At 66.6% G+C, this 18,471-nt stretch carries 17 protein-coding genes; 14 read left to right on the top strand and 3 right to left on the bottom strand.

Annotation, left to right across the window (positions count from 1 at the left end; translation table 11 throughout):
• Nucleotides 1–142 precede the first annotated feature (142 nt).
• From AC6CR5_RS02910 to rfbF, 4 genes are all read left to right on the top strand, one after another.
• Nucleotides 143–904, top strand: a complete 762-nt coding sequence (locus tag AC6CR5_RS02910; RefSeq protein ID WP_006387507.1) for an RNA polymerase sigma factor FliA — start codon at nt 143–145, stop codon at nt 902–904.
• Between the two features lie 379 nt (nt 905–1,283).
• Nucleotides 1,284–2,984, top strand: a complete 1,701-nt coding sequence (locus AC6CR5_RS02905; RefSeq protein WP_150100320.1) for a flagellin N-terminal helical domain-containing protein — start codon at nt 1,284–1,286, stop codon at nt 2,982–2,984.
• Nucleotides 2,985–3,233: 249 nt separating this feature from the next.
• On the top strand, nt 3,234–6,638 hold the full coding sequence (locus AC6CR5_RS02900; protein ID WP_498085259.1) for an O-linked N-acetylglucosamine transferase family protein: 3,405 nt from the start codon (nt 3,234–3,236) through the stop codon (nt 6,636–6,638).
• Entirely contained in the window at nt 6,635–7,405 is a 771-nt protein-coding gene (rfbF, locus tag AC6CR5_RS02895; protein WP_054444269.1) for a glucose-1-phosphate cytidylyltransferase, read from the top strand. Before AC6CR5_RS02900 ends, rfbF begins: the two co-directional genes overlap by 4 nt.
• A gap of 19 nt (nt 7,406–7,424) precedes the next feature.
• Here rfbF and AC6CR5_RS02890 read toward each other — a convergent pair whose 3' ends face one another.
• Nucleotides 7,425–8,174, bottom strand: coding sequence for a class I SAM-dependent methyltransferase (locus AC6CR5_RS02890; protein WP_131728553.1), 750 nt, complete (start codon nt 8,172–8,174; stop codon nt 7,425–7,427).
• Nucleotides 8,175–8,427: 253 nt separating this feature from the next.
• Here AC6CR5_RS02890 and rfbG point away from each other — a divergent pair, with 253 nt between their 5' ends.
• From rfbG to AC6CR5_RS02840, 10 genes are all read left to right on the top strand, one after another.
• Complete coding sequence (gene rfbG, locus AC6CR5_RS02885) at nt 8,428–9,498, top strand: CDP-glucose 4,6-dehydratase (protein WP_054444267.1); 1,071 nt, start codon at nt 8,428–8,430, stop codon at nt 9,496–9,498.
• A complete protein-coding gene (gene rfbC, locus AC6CR5_RS02880; protein WP_150100317.1) occupies nt 9,495–10,052 on the top strand; it encodes a dTDP-4-dehydrorhamnose 3,5-epimerase in 558 nt (185 codons plus the stop codon). The genes rfbG and rfbC overlap by 4 nt, the downstream gene beginning before the upstream one ends.
• Nucleotides 10,049–11,293 carry a methyltransferase domain-containing protein gene (locus tag AC6CR5_RS02875; protein WP_498085258.1) on the top strand — a complete coding sequence of 415 codons (1,245 nt, stop codon included), beginning with the start codon at nt 10,049–10,051 and terminating at the stop codon, nt 11,291–11,293. Before rfbC ends, AC6CR5_RS02875 begins: the two co-directional genes overlap by 4 nt.
• Nucleotides 11,290–12,114, top strand: a complete 825-nt coding sequence (locus AC6CR5_RS02870; RefSeq protein ID WP_150100315.1) for an NAD-dependent epimerase/dehydratase family protein — start codon at nt 11,290–11,292, stop codon at nt 12,112–12,114. The genes AC6CR5_RS02875 and AC6CR5_RS02870 overlap by 4 nt, the downstream gene beginning before the upstream one ends.
• Nucleotides 12,115–12,870 (top strand): cephalosporin hydroxylase family protein, encoded by a 756-nt coding sequence (locus AC6CR5_RS02865; RefSeq protein WP_054431990.1) that lies wholly within the window; start codon nt 12,115–12,117, stop codon nt 12,868–12,870.
• Nucleotides 12,871–12,889: 19 nt separating this feature from the next.
• The gene (locus AC6CR5_RS02860; RefSeq protein ID WP_054444263.1) at nt 12,890–13,390 is read left to right on the top strand and encodes an acyltransferase; all 501 of its coding nucleotides are present in this window, start codon (nt 12,890–12,892) and stop codon (nt 13,388–13,390) included.
• 61 nt (nt 13,391–13,451) lie between these two features.
• Nucleotides 13,452–14,252 carry a phytanoyl-CoA dioxygenase family protein gene (locus AC6CR5_RS02855; RefSeq protein WP_150100314.1) on the top strand — a complete coding sequence of 267 codons (801 nt, stop codon included), beginning with the start codon at nt 13,452–13,454 and terminating at the stop codon, nt 14,250–14,252.
• Nucleotides 14,249–15,025, top strand: a complete 777-nt coding sequence (locus AC6CR5_RS02850; protein ID WP_498085257.1) for a TylF/MycF/NovP-related O-methyltransferase — start codon at nt 14,249–14,251, stop codon at nt 15,023–15,025. The genes AC6CR5_RS02855 and AC6CR5_RS02850 overlap by 4 nt, the downstream gene beginning before the upstream one ends.
• A 128-nt stretch (nt 15,026–15,153) precedes the next feature.
• Nucleotides 15,154–16,023: a hypothetical protein gene (locus tag AC6CR5_RS02845; RefSeq protein WP_498085256.1), complete on the top strand. Its 870-nt coding sequence runs from the start codon at nt 15,154–15,156 to the stop codon at nt 16,021–16,023.
• Between the two features lie 113 nt (nt 16,024–16,136).
• Nucleotides 16,137–16,331, top strand: coding sequence for a putative motility protein (locus AC6CR5_RS02840; protein WP_006387491.1), 195 nt, complete (start codon nt 16,137–16,139; stop codon nt 16,329–16,331).
• Between the two features lie 127 nt (nt 16,332–16,458).
• On the opposite strand, the gene AC6CR5_RS02835 is transcribed toward AC6CR5_RS02840, so the two are convergent.
• Together AC6CR5_RS02835 and AC6CR5_RS02830 are read right to left on the bottom strand one after the other, a co-directional pair.
• Nucleotides 16,459–17,367 carry a LysR family transcriptional regulator gene (locus AC6CR5_RS02835; protein WP_006387490.1) on the bottom strand — a complete coding sequence of 303 codons (909 nt, stop codon included), beginning with the start codon at nt 17,365–17,367 and terminating at the stop codon, nt 16,459–16,461.
• A gap of 171 nt (nt 17,368–17,538) precedes the next feature.
• On the bottom strand, nt 17,539–18,312 hold the full coding sequence (locus AC6CR5_RS02830; RefSeq protein WP_006387489.1) for an SDR family oxidoreductase: 774 nt from the start codon (nt 18,310–18,312) through the stop codon (nt 17,539–17,541).
• Nucleotides 18,313–18,471: the final 159 nt, after the last annotated feature.

The following is an 18,471-nucleotide window of genomic DNA, read 5'->3' as shown; positions in this document are numbered from 1 at the left end:
AAATACCGTCTTTTACCGACAATGACACCTTGCCGATGACAGAATCTTGCTAGCTTTAGCGCAGCCGCGCGTTTGTCGACAATGTCGCAAATTGACAACAACCGACAATGCGTCACGATGGACACCGCCTGACACTCCCGCAATGCCCCACGCAGATGACAGCTTGGTCGAATATGCCCCGCTAGTGCGGAAGCTGGCCCTGCAATTGCTCGCCCGGCTGCCCGCCAGCGTCGAACTGGACGACCTGATCCAGGCCGGCATGATCGGCCTGCTGGACGCCGTGCGGCGCTACCAGGAAACGGCCGACGCGCAGTTCGAGACCTACGCCACCACCCGCATCCGCGGCGCCATGCTCGATGAGCTGCGCGGCCAGGATTGGCTGCCGCGCAGCGTGCGCGCCAAGGCCCGCAAGATCGAACAGGCCATCCAGTCGCTGGAACAGCGACTGATGCGCGCGCCCACGGAAGCCGAGATCGCCCAGCAGATGGAGATCCCGCTGAACGAATATCAGACGCTTCTGCACGACGCGCAGGGTGTGCAGATCGTTCACTACGAGGATTTCGCGACCGAACCCGATACGGGCTCGGGCTCCGGCCAGTCCGACTGGACCGCCACGCTGAACCACGGCGCGGCCAGCGGCAATCCGCTCGATTCCCTGCTGGCCGGCGATTTCCGCCAGGCGCTGATCCACGCCATCGACTCGCTGCCCGACCGCGAGAAGCTGTTGTTGTCGTTGTGCTACGAGCAAGGCCTGAACCTGAAGGAAATCGGCGCGATCATGAACGTGACCGAGGCCCGCGTCTGCCAGTTGCGCTCGCAGGCCACCGCCCGCATCCGCGCCAAGCTGCGCGAACAGGCCTGGCAGGACCTGCCCCAGGAAGGGCAGATCGCGCAGATCATCTGAGGCGCGACGGCCCGCCCCTTTTTCGGGCCGGTGCGCCACGCCCGGCCAGGCACGGCGCCAGCCAGGCCGGATCGCCCTACCCCGCCGGCCACTCCTTGACAGAGACGGCAAGCGCATCCGCCCCAGGGCGCGACACTCGCCGTCAGGCGGTTCGGCCGGGCAAGGCACCCCGCCCCGCCTCCAGGGAAGTCGGCCAGTCCTCCCGAATGCGCTCAAAAAAAACAAATACTCAAAAAAACTCCTAAAGATTGTTTTTGGCCTGCCGTAATCCTGGCAACGGAGAAATTCGCAGACGCAAGAACCCGAATTCTTCCCGTTACAACGATGGGCGGCCCCGCTGCCCGGTTTGAAGAAGCCTTTCTCTCTTGGGAGCCTAAACATGGCTGCAGTTATCAACACCAACTACTTGTCGCTGGTTGCTCAGAACAACCTGAACAAGTCGCAATCTTCCCTGGGTACCGCCATCGAACGCCTGTCGTCGGGCCTGCGCATCAACAGCGCCAAGGACGACGCAGCCGGTATGGCCATTGCCAACCGCTTCACCGCCAACGTGAAGGGTCTGACCCAAGCCGCTCGTAACGCCAACGACGGCATCTCGCTGGCCCAGACGACGGAAGGCGCCGCCTCCGAAATCAACACCCACCTGCAGCGCGTTCGCGAACTGTCGGTGCAAGCCGGTAACGGCAGCTACTCGCAAGAGCAGCTGAACTCGATGCAAGACGAAATCAAGCAACGCCTTGACGACATCGACCGCATCTCGCAACAGACCGACTTCAACGGCGTGAAGGTCCTGTCGGCCAACGCCAAGCCCCTGACGCTGCAAGTCGGCGCCAACGACGGCGAAACCATCACCCTGAACCTGTCGGAAATCAGCGTCAAGACGCTGGGTCTGGACGGCTTCAACGTCAACGGCTCGGGCGTGACCCAGAACCGTTCGGCCACCGTGTCCGACCTGCAAGCCGCTGGTGGCACGACCGTCGCCGCCAACGAATGGCAAGTGACGACCACGCACGCCGCCGCCACCGCCGACCAAGTGTTCGGCAAGCTGGAAAACGGCAACAAGGTCACCGTCGGCACCGCCACGAGCGGCACGACCTACACCTACGACGCCGCCAACAAGAACTTCACGTTCACCGACAAGTCGGCCTCGGACGCCGCCTCCGTCAACGCCCTGGCTGACAAGCTGCGCCCGGCCACCGGCACCACCACCGGCACCTACACCCACAGCAACGGCGCCGCTTCGACGTCGTTCGAAGTGGATGCGACCGGCAAGGTCACCATCGGCGGCCAAGCTGCCTTCCTGGACGCCGCCGGCAACCTGACCACCAACAGCGCCAGCGGCACCGCCGCCACCATCCGTGGCGTCATGACGGCTGCTGCCCAGAACACCGGCGCCGCCGGCACCTCGTCGGTCGCCATCGGCGGCAAGACGTACTCCAACGTTGGCGGCGCGGGTGGCGCAGACCAGCTGCAATTCACCAACACCATCGCTTCCGACGCACTGCTGGCCAACGTCAAGGCCAACACCACCGCCGGCGACGTGACGATCACGCTGGGTTCGGGCATCACCAGCGCGACGGTTGCCTTCAACGCCGGCAACTCGACCAACACGTACGTCGACGACAAGGGCACGTTCACCTCGACCCAGACCTACACCACCAACTACCTGGTCGACCCCAACACGGGCAAGGTCACGGTCAAGAGCGGCACGGGCACGGGCGACTACGCTCCCAAGATCGGCGCCGAAGCCAAGGTCAACAGCTCGGGCAAGCTGACCACGGAAGACACCAGCAAGGGCACGCTGACCGCCGACCCGCTCAAGACGCTGGACGCCGCCTTCACCAAGCTGGACAAGCTGACCGGTGAACTGGGTGCCGTGCAGAACCGTCTGGAATCGACGATCGCCAACCTGAACAACGTGGTCAACAACCTGTCCAACGCCCGTTCGCGCATTCAAGACGCCGACTACGCGACGGAAGTGTCGAACATGTCCAAGGCTCAGATCCTGCAACAGGCTGGCACCTCGGTTCTGGCGCAAGCCAACCAAGTGCCGCAAACCGTGCTGTCGCTGCTGCGTTAATTCACGGCAAGCAGTACGGACGGCTGGGGAAGCTCCGGCTTCCCCTCCCGGCCAGCCGGCCACGGCCCTCGCGCCCTGGCCGGCCACCCCGAACCCGCCTCACGGCGGGTTTTTTCATGTCCGCGGCTGCACGCGGTTTCAACCAAACTGGCGGCGAATTGCCATGCTGATTCGCTGAATGGACGCTCCCCCGCGTCCATAGAATGAGCGCAATAGTCTCCCGAGGCTCGTCCCTCCTTCGCAAGCCACATGTCTTATCCGGCCCATACCCACCGACAAGCCAACGCCGATCCCGGACGCCTGGCCCCCAGCCATTCCCCTGCCCGGTTGCGCGCCACCGCCTACCTCTACGGGGTGGAAACCACTCCCCTGGAAAACGCCCGTGTGCTGGCCATTGGCTGCGGCGACGGCGCCGGCCTGCTGCCCTTTGCCCTGGCCTATCCGCAGGCGCAGGCCGTCGGCATCGATACGGCCGAGGCTCTGGTCTCCCAAGGCACGGTCGCGGCCGAGCGACTGGGCGCGGCCAACCTGAAACTGTACGTGGGCGAGGCCGCCGACATCGGCACCCAACTGGGCCTGTTCGACTACGTCATCGTCACCGGCCTCTATAGCTACCTGCCCGCGCCGGCCCAGCAGGCGTTGCTGCAGACTTGCGGACAACTGCTGTCGCCACACGGCATCCTGTACCTGGACAGCCACGTGTATCCGGGCGCCAAGTCGCTGGAAGTGGTGCGCGACGCCATCATGCTGCATGGCCACGCCGCGCAGGACGACACGGAATTGCGCCAGAGCGCCACGGCGACACTGTCGCTCTTCAAGAACGGCATGGCGGCGACCAATCCCCACGCCTCGACGCTGGCGGCGGCGGCCGAACAATTCGCGCGCGCCCTCGGCGACACCGCGACCGGCGTCAACCCGCTGGCCTGCAACCCCAGTTATTTCGTCGAACTGGCCGGCGCCGCCGCCGAGGCCGGGCTCGCCTACCTGGGCGACGCCCAGCCGCTCAGCGAATTGCCACTCTCGTTCGGCCAGGCGGTTTCGCTCAATCACAGCCTGTTGGCCATGGGACAGCCGGCCACCGTCCGCCAGCAGTACCTGGATTTCGCCACGGGACGCGGGTTCCGCCAAGGCCTGTGGCTGCGCGAGGAACGGGCCGGCGAGGTCCGGCGGCCAGACCTGACCCGGCTGCGGGACCTGCGCTTCGCATCCGGCCCGGTCCGGCTTGCCGCCAACGGCCAGGAACAGGGCGCAACCTATGTGAACCACCTCGGCCGCGCCTTGATCACGCACGACGTCGACACGGTGACCGTGGTGGATACGCTGGCGCATGCCTGGCCTGGCTCGTTGCCCTACAGCACCCTGCAGGCGGTCTTGCTGTACCGCAACCAGATCGACAGCGACGCCGCGGACAAGATCCTGAGCCGCATCCTGCAGACTTTGCTGGAACATGATCTGGTGCACTATTGCCTGGATCGCGGTCCCTATGAAACCGAGGGTGGCGGCGCCTTCCACCTGTTGCCGTTCCTGACGCAACCGGCGGCCGTGGGTGACGAACCCGCGTTGCCCCGCTTCAATCTGTGGCACGAAACCGTCAATTACATGCCACCGCCTGAGCAGGCGGCCGTCGTGGCCAACCTGGCGGCGGGCCGCCTGCCCAGCGCAGCCGCCGACGGCAGCCCCGCCCCCGAGCCGATGGAAGTGGCGGAAACCCTCGCCCTGCTCAAACGCTATGCGCTGACCCAGGGGGGGGCCAAGGCCTGGGCCGACCTGCTGCGGCGCACGCTCGAAGCCGCGGCGGAGAGCTACATGCCGCTCGTGGGCATGTACGCCAGCGCCCTGGCCTGCCTGAGCCTGAATTCGCGCGTGCTGCAGGCCAGCGGACACCAGCCCAAACCGCCCGCCGCCATCATGGCGCCGGTCAAGCGCATGCATGAGTTGATGCTGCAGAAGGCCTACCTCGAGGCAGAGCCGGTTGCGCGTCAGCTGACCAAACTGTCTCCGCGCTTCTGGGACGCCTGGGAAGCGCTGACGGTCGCCTTGTTCAGCACCTTCCGTAGCCCCCAGGCCCTGCTGCCGGGCCTGACCATGCTGGACCTGGCTCCCGCCGACCCCCAGAGCCACATCGTGCTTGCCGCCGTGCTGACCCAGTTGGGGCGCACCTCCGAGGCGATCGGCGTGGCCCGCCGCGCAATCGAGCTGGACCCGCGCAGCGCCGAAACACACTCCGCCCTGGCCGACGCGCTGGCGGCCGAGCGCCGCTACAAGGAAGCCGAGACCTGCAACCTGAAGGCTCTCTCCCTCAATCCGACCCACCGCAAGGCGCTCATCAACCTAAGCAAGATCTACATCGATTCGGGCGAGGTGACGCTGGCCGAGCAGATGACCCGCAAGACCCTGGAGCATTACCCCACGGCGGCCGTGCCCCGCAACAACCTGCTGTTCGCAATGAACTATTCGGACGACCGCACGGCCGAGGAAGTATTCCAGGCCTACCGCGATTACGATACCGACCTGTGCGTGCCACTGCGTTCGACCTGGAAGCCGCATACCAACAGCCGCCAGCCGGGGCGCAAGCTCAAGGTCGGCTATGTATCGCCCGACTTCCGCCAGCATTCCGGCAACTACTTCATCGAGCCGGTGTTCGCACACCATGATCGCGAGCGCTTCGAATTGACGGCGTACGCGGAGCTGGTGACCGAGGATGCGACCACGCCCCGGCTGAAGGCCTATTTCGACCACTGGGTACCCACGGCGGCGCTGACCGACGCGCAATTGGCCGAACGCATCCGCGCCGACGGCATCGACATCCTGATCGATGTGGCGGGCCACACCGCGGGCAACCGCCTGGGTGCGTTCGCGCGCAAACCGGCGCCGGTATCGCTGACCTGGCTGGGCTTCGGCTACACGACGGGGCTGTCGGCGATCGACTACATCATGACCGACGCGGTCATGCTGCCGGAAGGCTACGAACACCTTTTCTCGGAAAAACCCTGGCGCCTGCCGCAAGGCAATTTCATCTATCGACCGGCCAACGACATGGGTGATCCGGGCCCGCTGCCTGCCCAATCCAACGGTTACCTGACCCTGGGAACGCTGACCCGCGCCATCCGCATGAACGACCGCACGGTACGCGTGTGGTCCGAGATCCTGCGTCGGCTGCCGACCGCGCACCTGGTGGTCAACAGCACCAGCTACCGCGACGGTCCCATGTGCGAGCAGTTGATCCGCCGCTTCGAGGCCCATGGCATCGAACGCCAGCGCCTGGAAATCGGCTGCACCAGTCCGGCCTGGGACGTGCTGCGCGCCATGGACATCGGCCTGGACTGCTTCCCCCACAACTCGGGCGTGACGCTGGTTGAAACCCTGTACATGGGCGTTCCCTACGTGACGCTGGCCGACCGCCCCAGCGTCGGCCGCATCGGCGCGTCGGTGCTGCAGAGCATCGGCCATCCGGAATGGATCGCCGACAACGAAGATGCGTATATCCGCAAAGTGGTGGAACTGGCCAGCGACCTTCCCGCCTTGCAGGCGACCCGCAATACGCTGCGCGCCGAAATGCACGCCAGCCCCCTGATGGACGAACCGGCATTCGCCCGCAAGTTCGAAGCCGCCCTGCGCGGCATGTTCACGAATTGGTGCGAGACCCAAAAATGAAAGCAATCATCCTGGCCGGCGGCCTGGGCACCCGCATTTCCGAAGAAACGCATACGCGCCCCAAGCCGATGATCGAGATCGGCGGCCGTCCGATCCTGTGGCACATCATGAAGACCTACTCCGCCCACGGCGTGAACGAGTTCGTGATCTGCTGCGGCTACAAGGGCTACATGATCAAGGAGTATTTCGCCAACTACTTCCTGCACATGTCCGACGTCACCTTCGACATGGCCGACAACCGCATGGAAGTGCACCAGCGCAAGGCCGAGCCGTGGCGCGTGACGCTGGTCGATACCGGCGAGAACACCATGACCGGCGGCCGCCTCAAGCGCGTGGCCGACTACGTCAAGGAAGAAGAGGCGTTCTGCTTCACCTACGGCGACGGCGTGGCGGACATCGACATCAGCGCCCTGCTCGCGTTCCACCGCCGCCATGGCGGCCAGGCGACCGTCACCGCGGTGCAGCCCCCCGGCCGCTATGGCGCCCTGCGGCGCGAAGGCGACCGGGTCACCGGCTTCACCGAGAAGCCGCGCGGCGATGGCGGTTTGATCAATGGCGGCTTCTTCGTGCTATCGCCCAGCGTGCTGTCGCTGATCGAAGGCGACGACACCAGCTGGGAAGCGGCGCCGCTCGAAGCCCTGAGCCGCGACGGCCAGTTGCACGCCTACGAACACCTGGGCTTCTGGCAGCCGATGGACACGCTGCGCGAAAAGAACCTGCTGGAATCGCTGTGGAACACGGGCAAGGCGCCCTGGAAGGTCTGGTGAAAAGGCGGGCGCCCGCTTTTCACTTGATCACCATGCCCTGCCCGGTGGGCAGTTCCAGCACCCGGTAGCCGCGCCGCGCAAACCAGGGGTCCTCGACGTCCTTCTGCGCCCGGTAGTACAGCCAGCCATAGTCGTCCAGGATCAGGACCGCCCCCGGAACCATGCGGTCGAACAGCATGTCCAGCGCGCCGATTTCGGCCTCGGCATTGTTCAAGTCCAGATGCATGAAGGCGATCTGCCGGGGGGCCGCCTCGTGCAGCACTTGCGGGACCTTGCCCTGGCTGACCGTGACGTTGGGCAGATCCGAAAACCGCTGCCGCACCCAGCCATACAACTGCTTGCTGTGCTCGGGCATGGCGTGATGCGGCAGGGACGGATCGTAATCGAACAGGTCATAGAGGTAATAGCGCCGATCGGCCTGCGTCCCAAAATCGACCGCGTCGCAAACTATCCGCGCCGTCGTCCCCTTGTAGCAGGCGCATTCGACGAAATCCCCCGCCAGGCGCAGGCCGTTGCGCACGCCCCAGAGCACGACGGCGATCCGCCACAGCACCGCCTGTTCGACGTCGGTGGCCGCGTGACGGCGGAACGCCTGCATCAGGGCCTCGTCCTCCAGGAACCCGAGGTTGCGATGGTAGGTAAAGATATTATCGCCGGCATAGGCGCCCCCGCCCGGCCCGATGGCATCCAGCGCCGACTGGATCCCCCGGTAGAACAATGGCTGGTCCCTCAGCCCGAAGAAAACCGATTTGATGTGATTGTTGGCCATGATGGAAATGTTCAAAGTGAGTCATTGATACTGGCATCCGACCTTACGGAAAATTGCATGGTCCCGTGCCTGAAAATGCCCCGACTCAAGTGGCAACTGGCCCATCGCGAAACTGGAAGCAAAACTAAGGGGCGATTTCTCGCCTGATCTTTCTATTGCTGCGCATATGGGTCTCTAGAATGGACAGCATCCCGAAAAACGTCTCTGGCCCCCATCGTCACCACTTCCCGCATTTGATCTTTCATTGGTACCCATGAGCGGCTCTGCCCTACCTTCCCCCGCCTTTTGGCGCCAAAAGCGCGTCCTGCTGACCGGCCACACCGGCTTCAAGGGCAGCTGGCTGGCGCTGTGGCTGCAGCGCCTGGGCGCCCAGGTCACCGGCGTGTCGTTGCCGCCGGCCACCGCCCCCAGCCTGTTCGAGGCCGCCCGTCTCAAGCTGGCCGTCGACCATCATGAAATCGACATCCGTGACGCAGCCGCGCTGCGGGCTCGGGTGCGCGATGCGCGACCTGAAATTGTGCTGCACCTGGCGGCGCAGGCACTGGTGCGGCCCAGCTACGCCGAACCGGTGGACACGTTCGCCACCAATGTGATGGGCACCACGCACCTGCTGGACGCGCTGCGATCGGCGCCGGACGCCAAGGTGGCCGTCATGGTCACCACCGACAAGGTCTACCGCAACAACGAATGGCCCTACCCGTACCGCGAGCACGACACGCTGGGCGGTCACGACCCCTATAGCGCCAGCAAGGCGGCCAGCGAACTGGTCATCGCCTCGTACCGCGACGCCTTCCTGAAACAACAGGGCCTGGCGGTCGCCAGCGCGCGCGCCGGCAACGTGATCGGCGGCGGCGACTGGTCGATCGACCGCCTGCTGCCCGACGCCGTGCGCGCCTGGCGCGATGGCGGCGAGTTGCTCGTGCGCCGGCCCCAATCGGTGCGGCCCTGGCAACACGTGCTGGAACCATTGGCCGGCTACCTGACCCTGGCGGAGACGCTATGGCGGGATCCGGCGCTTGCCGACGCCTACAACTTCGGACCCGATGCCGCCGAGGCCGCGCCGGTGCGCACGGTCATCGATCTGGCGCAGGCCGCCTATGGCCGCGGCCGCACGGTCTATGCCGAGCAGCCGCAGGGTCCGCACGAAGCCGGCCTGCTGACGCTGGATACCTCGAAGGCCCGCGCCGTGCTTGGCGTGGCGCCGCGCTGGCCGCTGGCCACGGCGGTGACGCGCAGCATGGACTGGTACCGCCGCTTCGACGCGGGCGAGGACGCGCTGGCGCTGTGCCAGGCCGACATCGACCGCTACGCGGGGCCGCGATGAGCCTGGAAATCCACGACACGCCGCTGGCCGGCCTGAAACGCGTGCGGCGCCACCCGCGCGGCGATACGCGCGGCTTCCTGGCGCGCGTGTTCGATGCCGAGGCCCTGCGGGCCGCCGGCTGGGACGGCGCCATCGCGCAGGTCAACCACACCCATACCGCCCAGACCGGCACGGTGCGCGGCATGCACTACCAGTTGCCTCCGCACGCCGAGATGAAGCTGGTCAGCTGCATCCGCGGCGAAGTCTGGGACGTGGCGGTGGACCTGCGCCGTGGCTCGCCCACCTTCCTGCAATGGCACGCCGAACGCCTGTCCGCCGACAACGGCTGCGCCCTGCTGATCCCGCGGGGTTTTGCCCATGGCTTCCAGACGCTAGCCGACGACGTCGAGATGCTGTATTGCCATTCCGCGGCCTATGCCCCGCAGGCCGAGGCCGGCCTGCATTTCCAGGATGCCCGCCTCGGCATAGCCTGGCCCCTGCCCCCTACCCTGGTGTCCGAACGCGATCTGAACCATCCGCGCCTGGACGCCGCCTTCCCGGGAGTCGCACTGTGAAGTGCCGCCACTGCCAGGCCGAATTGAGCCTGCCCTTCCTCGACCTGGGCCACGCGCCGCCGTCCAACGCCTACCTGAGCGCGGACGCGCTACGCGGCCCGGAGACCTGGTTCCCGCTGCGCCTGCTGGTCTGCGAATCGTGCTGGCTGGTCCAGACCGAGGACCACGCCGGCCGCGAAGCCCTGTTCACCGACGACTACGCCTACTTCAGTTCGTTCTCGTCGTCGTGGCTGGCGCATTCGCGTCACTACGTCGACGCCATGATCGGCCGCTTCGGCCTGGGCCCGCAGAGCATGGTGTGCGAGATCGCCGCCAACGACGGCTACCTGCTGCAATACGTCAAGGCCGCCGGCATCCCCTGCTACGGCGTCGAACCCACCGCCAGCACGGCGCAGGCCGCGCGCGAACGCGGTATCGACATCGTGCAGCGCTTCTTTGGCATCGAACTGGGCGACGAGCTGGCCAGCACCGGCCGCGCGGCCGACCTGATCGCCGCCAACAACGTGCTGGCGCACGTGCCCGACATCAACGATTTCGTCTCGGGCTTCGCCGCGCTGCTCAAGCCCCAGGGCGTGGCCACCTTCGAATTCCCGCACCTGCTGCGCATGGTGCGCGAGAGCCAGTTCGACACGGCCTATCACGAACACTATTCCTATCTGTCGCTGACCGCGGTCGCGCGCATCTTCCAGGCCAACGGCCTGGCGGTGTTCGACGTCGAGCACCTGCCCACCCACGGCGGCAGCCTGCGCGTGTATGCCCAGCGGCTCGATACCGGCAAGCACGAGGTGACGGCGGAGGTGGCGCGCACGCTGGACGAGGAGCAACAGGCCGGCATGACCGGCGCGGCCTTCTACGAGCGCTTCCAGCAGCAGGCCGAGCGCATCAAGAACGACCTGCTGGCGCTGCTGGTGGAGCTGCGCCGCAACGGCAAGCGGGTGGCCGCCTATGGCGCCGCCGCCAAGGGCAACACGCTGCTGAACTTCGCCGGCGTGCGGCCTGACCTGCTGCCCTACGTGGTGGACCTGAACCCGGCCAAGCAGGGCAAGTACCTGCCGGGCAGCCATATCCCCATCGTCGCCGAGGAAGTCCTGCGGCAGGACCAGCCCGAGTACATCGTGGTGCTGCCCTGGAACCTGAAGACGGAGGTCTCGCAACAGCTGGCCTACGCGCGCGAGGGCTGGCACGCCAAGCTGGTCACGGCCGTGCCCGGCCTGGCGATCGACGGCGGCCACGACGCATGAACACCGCGCCGGTCACCGTCCTGGGGGCAACCGGCTTCATCGGCCGCCACCTGCTGGCGCGCCTGCGCGCCGACGGCATCGCCTGCGAAGCGCCGGGGCGCAATGACGCCGGGCTGTTCGACCGCCCCCTGGGGCACGTGATCTACGCCATCGGCCTGACCTCGGATTTCCGCGGCCGGCCGCTGGAGACGGTGGAAGCCCATGTCTGCCTGCTGCGGCGCCTGATCGCGGGGGGCAACTTCGACAGCCTCACCTACCTGTCCAGCACCCGCGTGTACGCCGGCGCCAGCGACACCCGCGAGCAGGCCGCGCTGACGGTCAATCCGAACCACGCCAGCGATCTCTACAACCTGTCCAAGCTGATGGGCGAATCCCTGTGCCTGCACGGCGGCCATCCGCGGGCCCGGGTGGCACGCCTGTCCAATATCGTGGGCCTGCGCGACGCGCCCGACAGTTTCATCGACCAGTTGCTCGAGGAAGGCGCGCGCGACGGCCGGATCACGCTGCACACCACGCTGTCCTCGCGCAAGGATTACCTGTACATCGACGACGCCGTGGACCAGATCCTGGCCCTGGCGCAATCGGATGCCACCGGCATTTTCAACGTGGCGCACGGCCAGGGCGTGGACAACCGCGCCATCGCCGACTGCCTGGAAGCTGCCCTGGGCTACCGCGTCACCGAAGCGCCCGACGCGCAGCCCTGGGCCTTCGCCGATATCGACACCCAACGCATGCGCACCCGCTTCGGCCTCGCGCCGCGCGCGTTCGCCGACTATTTCCCGCTTTTTCTGGCGCAGTACCGCCAACGCAAAGGAATCTGAATGTCCTACCTTGAAACCACGCCCGACGCGCATCCCGAATACCGCCAGGAAAAGGCCGCTCGCATCGGCTCGTTCGCGACCGACCAGGAATTCCGCGAACTGTCGATCGCCTGGCGCCAGATGGCGCTGGAGCGCAAGTACATGAACAATTTCTCGTGGGCCGGCCGGCCGCTGATCCAGCTGCCCATGGACGCCATGGCCATGCAGGAACTGATCTGGGCGGTCAAGCCGGACCTGATCATCGAGACCGGCATCGCCCATGGCGGCTCGCTGATGCTGTCGGCCTCGATGCTGCAGCTGCTGGGCGCCGGCGAGGTGGTGGGCGTGGACATCGAGATCCGCGAACATAACCGCCGCGCCATCGAGGCCCACCCGCTGGCCGGCCGCATCCACCTGATCGAAGGCTCCAGTATCGATCCGGCCACCATCGCCCAGGTCCGCGCCCATGCCGAGGGCAAGAAGAACATCATGGTGTGCCTGGATTCGAACCACACGCACGACCACGTGCTGGCCGAACTGAACGCCTATGCCGACCTGGTCAGCGTGGGCAGCTACTGCGTGGTGTTCGACACCTTCGTCGAGGACATGCCGGCCGACTACGAATGGCCGGGCCGCCACTGGGGCAAGGGCAACAACCCCAAGACCGCCGTCTGGGAGTGGATCAAGAGCCACCCGGAATTCGAGATCGACCGCTCGGTCGAGGACCGACTGCTGGTGACCTCGGCGCCCGACGGCTTCCTGCGCCGCAAGGCCTGACCAAGCCAAAGGCCGCACCATGATCGAGATTGCCCCGAGCGCCCGCGTGTCGCCGTTGGCTGACATCGAGGATTCCACCCGCGGCACGCGGATCGTGATCGGGCCCGGCGCCGTGGTGGATTCCTTCGTCAAGATCAAGCCCGCTGGCGGCGCGGGCGACGTCATCATCGGCCCCGACTGCGTCATCAATTCCGGCTGCGTGCTCTATACCGGGCACGGCATCCGCATGGGCGCGCGCGTCGCGGTCGCGGCCAACTGCACCTTCGCCCCCGCCAACCACGAGTTCCGCCGGCGCGACCTGCCGATCCGGCAACAGGGATTCCGCCCCAGCAAGGGCGGCATCGTCATCGAGGACGACGTCTGGATCGGCGCCAACTGCGTGCTGCTGGACGGCGCCATCCTGCGCGAAGGCTGCGTCATTGCCGCCGGCAGCGTGGTGCGCGGCGAAATCTCCGCCTTCTCGATCCAGGGCGGCAACCCCATGAAAGTCCTGGGCTGGCGCGAAGAAACCGGCGACTGAGACAGGCCGGCAACAGGCGATCCTTCCGTACAGACTGCAACAGAAAAACGAGCGAACGCATATGCGCGAAAGATTTGAAGCCGACGGTTATCTGGTCCTGAAGGACTTCTGGCAACACGGCGAACTCGACGAACTGGAAGAACAGCTGGGCGAACTGGGGCGGCGCATCGTCGGCCCGCAATTCAACATGCACGATTTCGACCGCTACGAACTGGACCCGGCCACGCAGTCGCTGCTGTATGACCGCCTCAAGTACCTGCCCGCGCTGTCTCGCCTGTCGGGCAGCGCTGCCGTGGACCGGCTATGCCGCGAACTGGGCCTGGCCCACCCCGGCCTGATGGGCTGCTGCAACATGCGCCTGGACAAGCCGGCCGACGCCCGCCACCTGTTCGCCTGGCACCAGGACACGCTCTACCTGCTGGGTTCGGAGAACGCGGTAACGCTCTGGATACCGTTCCAGGACGTCAACCTGGCGTCGGGCACCATCCAGGTCATTCCCGGCAGCCACAAGCGCGGCCTGTATCCGTTCAAGCGCATCAGCGACAAAGTGATCGCGCCCTACGTGCCGTTCCTGCAGCGCGACCTGAGCCTGGACTATGACGTGACCGAAACGCCCGAAACCATCACTGCCGCGCGCGGCGACGTGGTCATCTTCAAGCAATTGCTGCTTCATCGCAGCACGCCGAACCTGGGCCGGCAGATTCGTTGGACCACGCAACTGCGCATCACGGACCTGGCCGATGCCGAATACCGTCGCCAGCGCTATCCCACCGGCGACCGCAGCAACATCTTCTATGTCGACTACCCCGGGCACGATGCCCAGCGTCGTCGCGAACAGGAATCCGAGAGAACCGCAGCATGAACGACACCACCGATCCCTCCCGCTTCCGCCAGGATGGCCGCAGCACCACCCGCGAAGTGGGTTACCGCGCGGAACTGGGTGCGCTCTTCGACGCGGCGGGCGGCAGCACCGTCGAAAAGCTCGAGAACTTCGCCAATTTCGTGCCACGCCAGAGCCTGGCGCGTTTCCTGTGCCTGACCGAGCTGTTCAAGATGGCCTTGCATGTGCAGGGCGACATCATGGAATGCGGCGTCAACTGGGGCGGCGGCCTGATGACCTTCGCCCAGTTGAGCGCCACGCTGGAGCCGGTCAATCTGCAACGCCGCATCGTCGGCTTCGACACTTTTTCCGGCTTCACCGGAATCGCCGACCAGGATCGCCATGCCGTGGTGCAGACCACCGAGCGCCGCGAACACGGCTACCAGGCCGACAGCTACACGGATTTGCAGCGCGCCATCGCGCTGTTCGACGCCAACCGCTTCATCGGCCACATCCAGAAGGTCGAACTGGTCAAGGGCGACGTCGCCCACAGCGTGCCCGAGTACCTGGCGCGCGAGCCGCAGACTGTGGTGTCGCTGCTGCATCTGGACCTGGACCTGTACGAACCCACCAAGATCTGCCTGGAGCATTTCCTGCCGCGCATGCCCAAGGGCGGCGTCATTGTCTTCGATGAACTGAACAATCGGACCTGGCCAGGCGAGACGCTGGCCGTGATGGAAAAGCTGGGCCTGAACCGACTGCGGATCCAGCGTTTCACCTACGAACCGCATATCAGCTACGCCATCCTGGAATAGTCGGCTGGCGCGCGCCGCGACATGATTGGTCGGAAGCCGGCATTTTTGCCGGCTTATTCCTTTTTTGCCCGGCGTGACAGGCGGTCATAATTGCATTCGTACGCTTTTGTATCTATATTTTTCGTAACATGACCACCACGCCTCCCGATCCACTCGCTACGCGGCATGACGGCACCACGGATCCAGACGACCAGGCGCCGGTGGATGTGCACACCCAGCGCCTGCGCGAAGAAAACCGCGCCTTGCGCGAGCTGTTGGCCGCGCAGGTCCAGGCCTCGATCCCGCGCCCCGGTCCGCTCAAGCGGCTGGGCTGGTGGCTGATCAGCGCGCCGGGCGCCGCGCTGGTCGGGTGGCGCAGCCTGGTGGGCCGTGAAGATACCACGCCGATCACCGGCAAACGGGTGGGCTACGCCACGCTGACGGTGCTCTACACCCTGGCGATCTATGGCGCCCTGGTGCTGTTGGTGGTTTCCTGGAGCACGCCCGATGCCGGGCGCACGGGCGCATCCGCCGCCGGTCCGGTGCGCGTACCCCTGGGCGCGCCGCCGGGCGTGGGACCGGAGGCCGCCCGGCCGTCGGACCCGCGCTCGCCCGCGGCTCCGATTGCGCCGCGCACCGCCGATGCGCCCCCGCCGCAGCCGGGCGCCACGGACAGCGTCCCCCCTTCCGCCGCGCCGTCGCCTGACGACGCCGCGCCGACGCCGCACACCCAGGGCCAGTCCGCCGCGAGCGCGGCGCCCGCCGCAGCCGCCATCCCGGCCCGCGAAGGCGCCGCTCCACACGCGGACAGCCCCGCCATGCCCAAGCCCACGTTGCGCATCACCGAGATCCCCGCCGAGAATCCGCATGCCTGGGTCGACAACCTGAAAGCCGAACTGGCGCGCTGCGCCACGCTGGGTTTTTTCGAACGCCCCGATTGCGCCTGGGCGGCGCGCAAGCTGTATTGCGGCCCGAACCAGGGCTGGGGCGCCGTCAAGGAGTGCCCGGCCCAACCCTGACCCTGCGCAATCTTCGTCCGAGAATTTCACCGCGAGACGTTGAAGTACGCAATAATCACGCATAATCCATCTGTCCCGGACGCCGTCCGGCAAGCCTCACAGGACTCCCCACCATGGATCTTTCCGTCAGCAACACCGTGAACACCGGCCTGGCCATGCGTGATGCGCAGCTGATGCAGGAAGTCCAGGCCCGCGTCACCAAGAAAGCCATCAACGCCCAGGCCGACACGGTCGCCACGCTGATGCAGTCCCTGCCGGTCGTCGCCATCGACGGCAAGATCGGCACCCGCATCAATACCCAGGCATAAATCGCCCTGGCGCGCGGCAACGATTGCCGCGCTCCCTTCGCTTTGGCGCGCCCTCTTCGTGCGCAACCCTTTCGCGCCGCCCTTTCGCGCCCCCTTTCGCCTCCCCTGTCAGCCCCGGCTCACGCCGTCAGGCCTCCAGGTGCCTGCGCATCAATTCCTCGAACCACTCCAGGAACACCGCCAACCGGCGCGAACGCTGCCGCCGGTGCGGATACAGCAATGCCACCGGCATGGGCGCGGCGCGATGCGCCGGCATGACTTCCACCAGTTCGCCCGCTTCCAGCAGGTCCTGCACGTCGAAGCGCGGAATCTGGATCAGCCCCAGGCCCGCCAGGCAGCAGGCGATATAGCTTTCGGCGTTGTTCACCACCACCCGGCTGGGCACCGCGATGAGCCGGCGGCCGCCGTCGTCGGCCACCACCTCCCAGGGTAGTTCGCGCCCCGTGGTGGGCGAGGCGTAGCCCACCATCCAATGCCCCGCCGGCAATTCGTCCGGCGCATGGGGCACGCCCTGGTCGCGCAGATAGGCGGGACTGGCGCAATTGACCAGGCCGATATTGCCCAGCGGCCGCGACACCAGGCTGCTGTCGTGCAGCGCGCCGACGCGCACCGCGCAGTCGACGCCTTCCTGGATCAGGTCGATGGCGCGGTCGCTGGACCCCAGCGCCAGTTGCAATCGGGGGTGGCGCCGCAGCAGGCCCGGCAGCGCCGGCGCCACCAGGCGGCGCGCGATGCGGCTGGGCACGTCGACGTTGAGCCGGCCGGACACCTGGCGCTGGCTTTGCTGGAACAGGTGGTCGATGTCCTCGACTTCGGACAGCAGCGGCCGCAAGCGCTCCAGCAACTGGGCGCCATCGGCGGTCAGGCGCACCTGGCGCGTGGTCCGGTGCAGCAGCCGCGCGCCCAGTTGCGCTTCCAGCTGCTGGACGGCGGCCGAGACGGAAGCGCGCGGCAGCTCCAGCGCGTTGGCGGCCTTGATGAAACTGCCCATCTCCGCCACTTGCGCGAAGACGCGATACTGTTCGAACCTGTCCATGCTCCCCCGGTTTGCGGCAGTGCCGGCGGCACCCCGCCGCCCGTGACAGCATAGCCGCTCCGGCAGCCGTCGCGGGCATCCGACGGCGGCTTCGCCCAGCATGCTTCGCCCAGCACGCGGCGCCAGGCACGCCCCAAACCGGCGCGTGGGCGGCGGCCCGGGGCTCGATGGTTACTTGGTGGTGTAGCCGCCGTTGATCAGGATGGTCTGGCCAGTGATCCACCAACCGTCGCTGACCAGGTGGCGGATGAACGGCACCACGTCCTCGATGTCGGTCAGGCCGGTCTTGGAGAACGGCGACAGCGCGGCGGCGGTCTTGTGGTACGCCACCGCGTCGGCGCCTTCGGCCGGATAGAAGAACGGCGTATCCATCGGGCCCGGCCCGACCGCCGTGACCGAAATGCCGCGCGCGCCGAACTCCTTGGAGGCCGCGCGGGTGTAGTGCTCGACCGGCGCCTTGGTGCCGGCATAGGCGGCGTAGAACGGCGTGAACGCGCCCAGCAGCGAGGTCACCAGGGTGCAGACCTTGCCGTTGTCGTTGACGTGGCGGCCAGCCTCTTTCAGGAAGAAGAAGGCCGTCTTGGCGTTGACCGCGCTCATCTCGTCGTACTCGGCCTCGCTGATCTCGGTCAGCGGCTTCTTCAAGACCTTGCCGACGGTATTGATGGCGATGTCGGGCCGGCCCACCGCCGCCACCGCGTCGGCGAACAGCTTCTCGACCGCGCCGGCGGTGGTCAGGTCGGCCTGCAGCGCCACCGCCTTGGCGCCGGCGGCCTGGATCGCGGCCACGGTGGCGTCGGCGTCTGCCTTGGACGCCGCGCTGTTGTAGTGGATGGCGACGGCCTTGGCGCCGTGCTGCGCCAGGTCGCGGGCGATCAGGCCGCCCAGGTTCTTGGCGCCCCCGGCGATCAGTACGACTTTGCCCTTGATGGAATGGTCTGCCATGGAAAATCTCCCGCATGTGTCGATGGAGATTCGATTCTAGGCAGCCGCGCGGGCCGGATCAGCCGGGTGCGACCGGATAGATTATCCAGAAAACCGTACCAATCATGGCCCGGCCGGCGGGTGGTTCGCGGCTCGCGCCTCGCCCTGCGCGCGGTGATC

The organism is Achromobacter sp. EG18, assembly GCF_059759395.1.
Note: the sequence above shows the minus strand (reverse complement) of the source record. Positions and strands in the feature narration are given on the sequence as shown.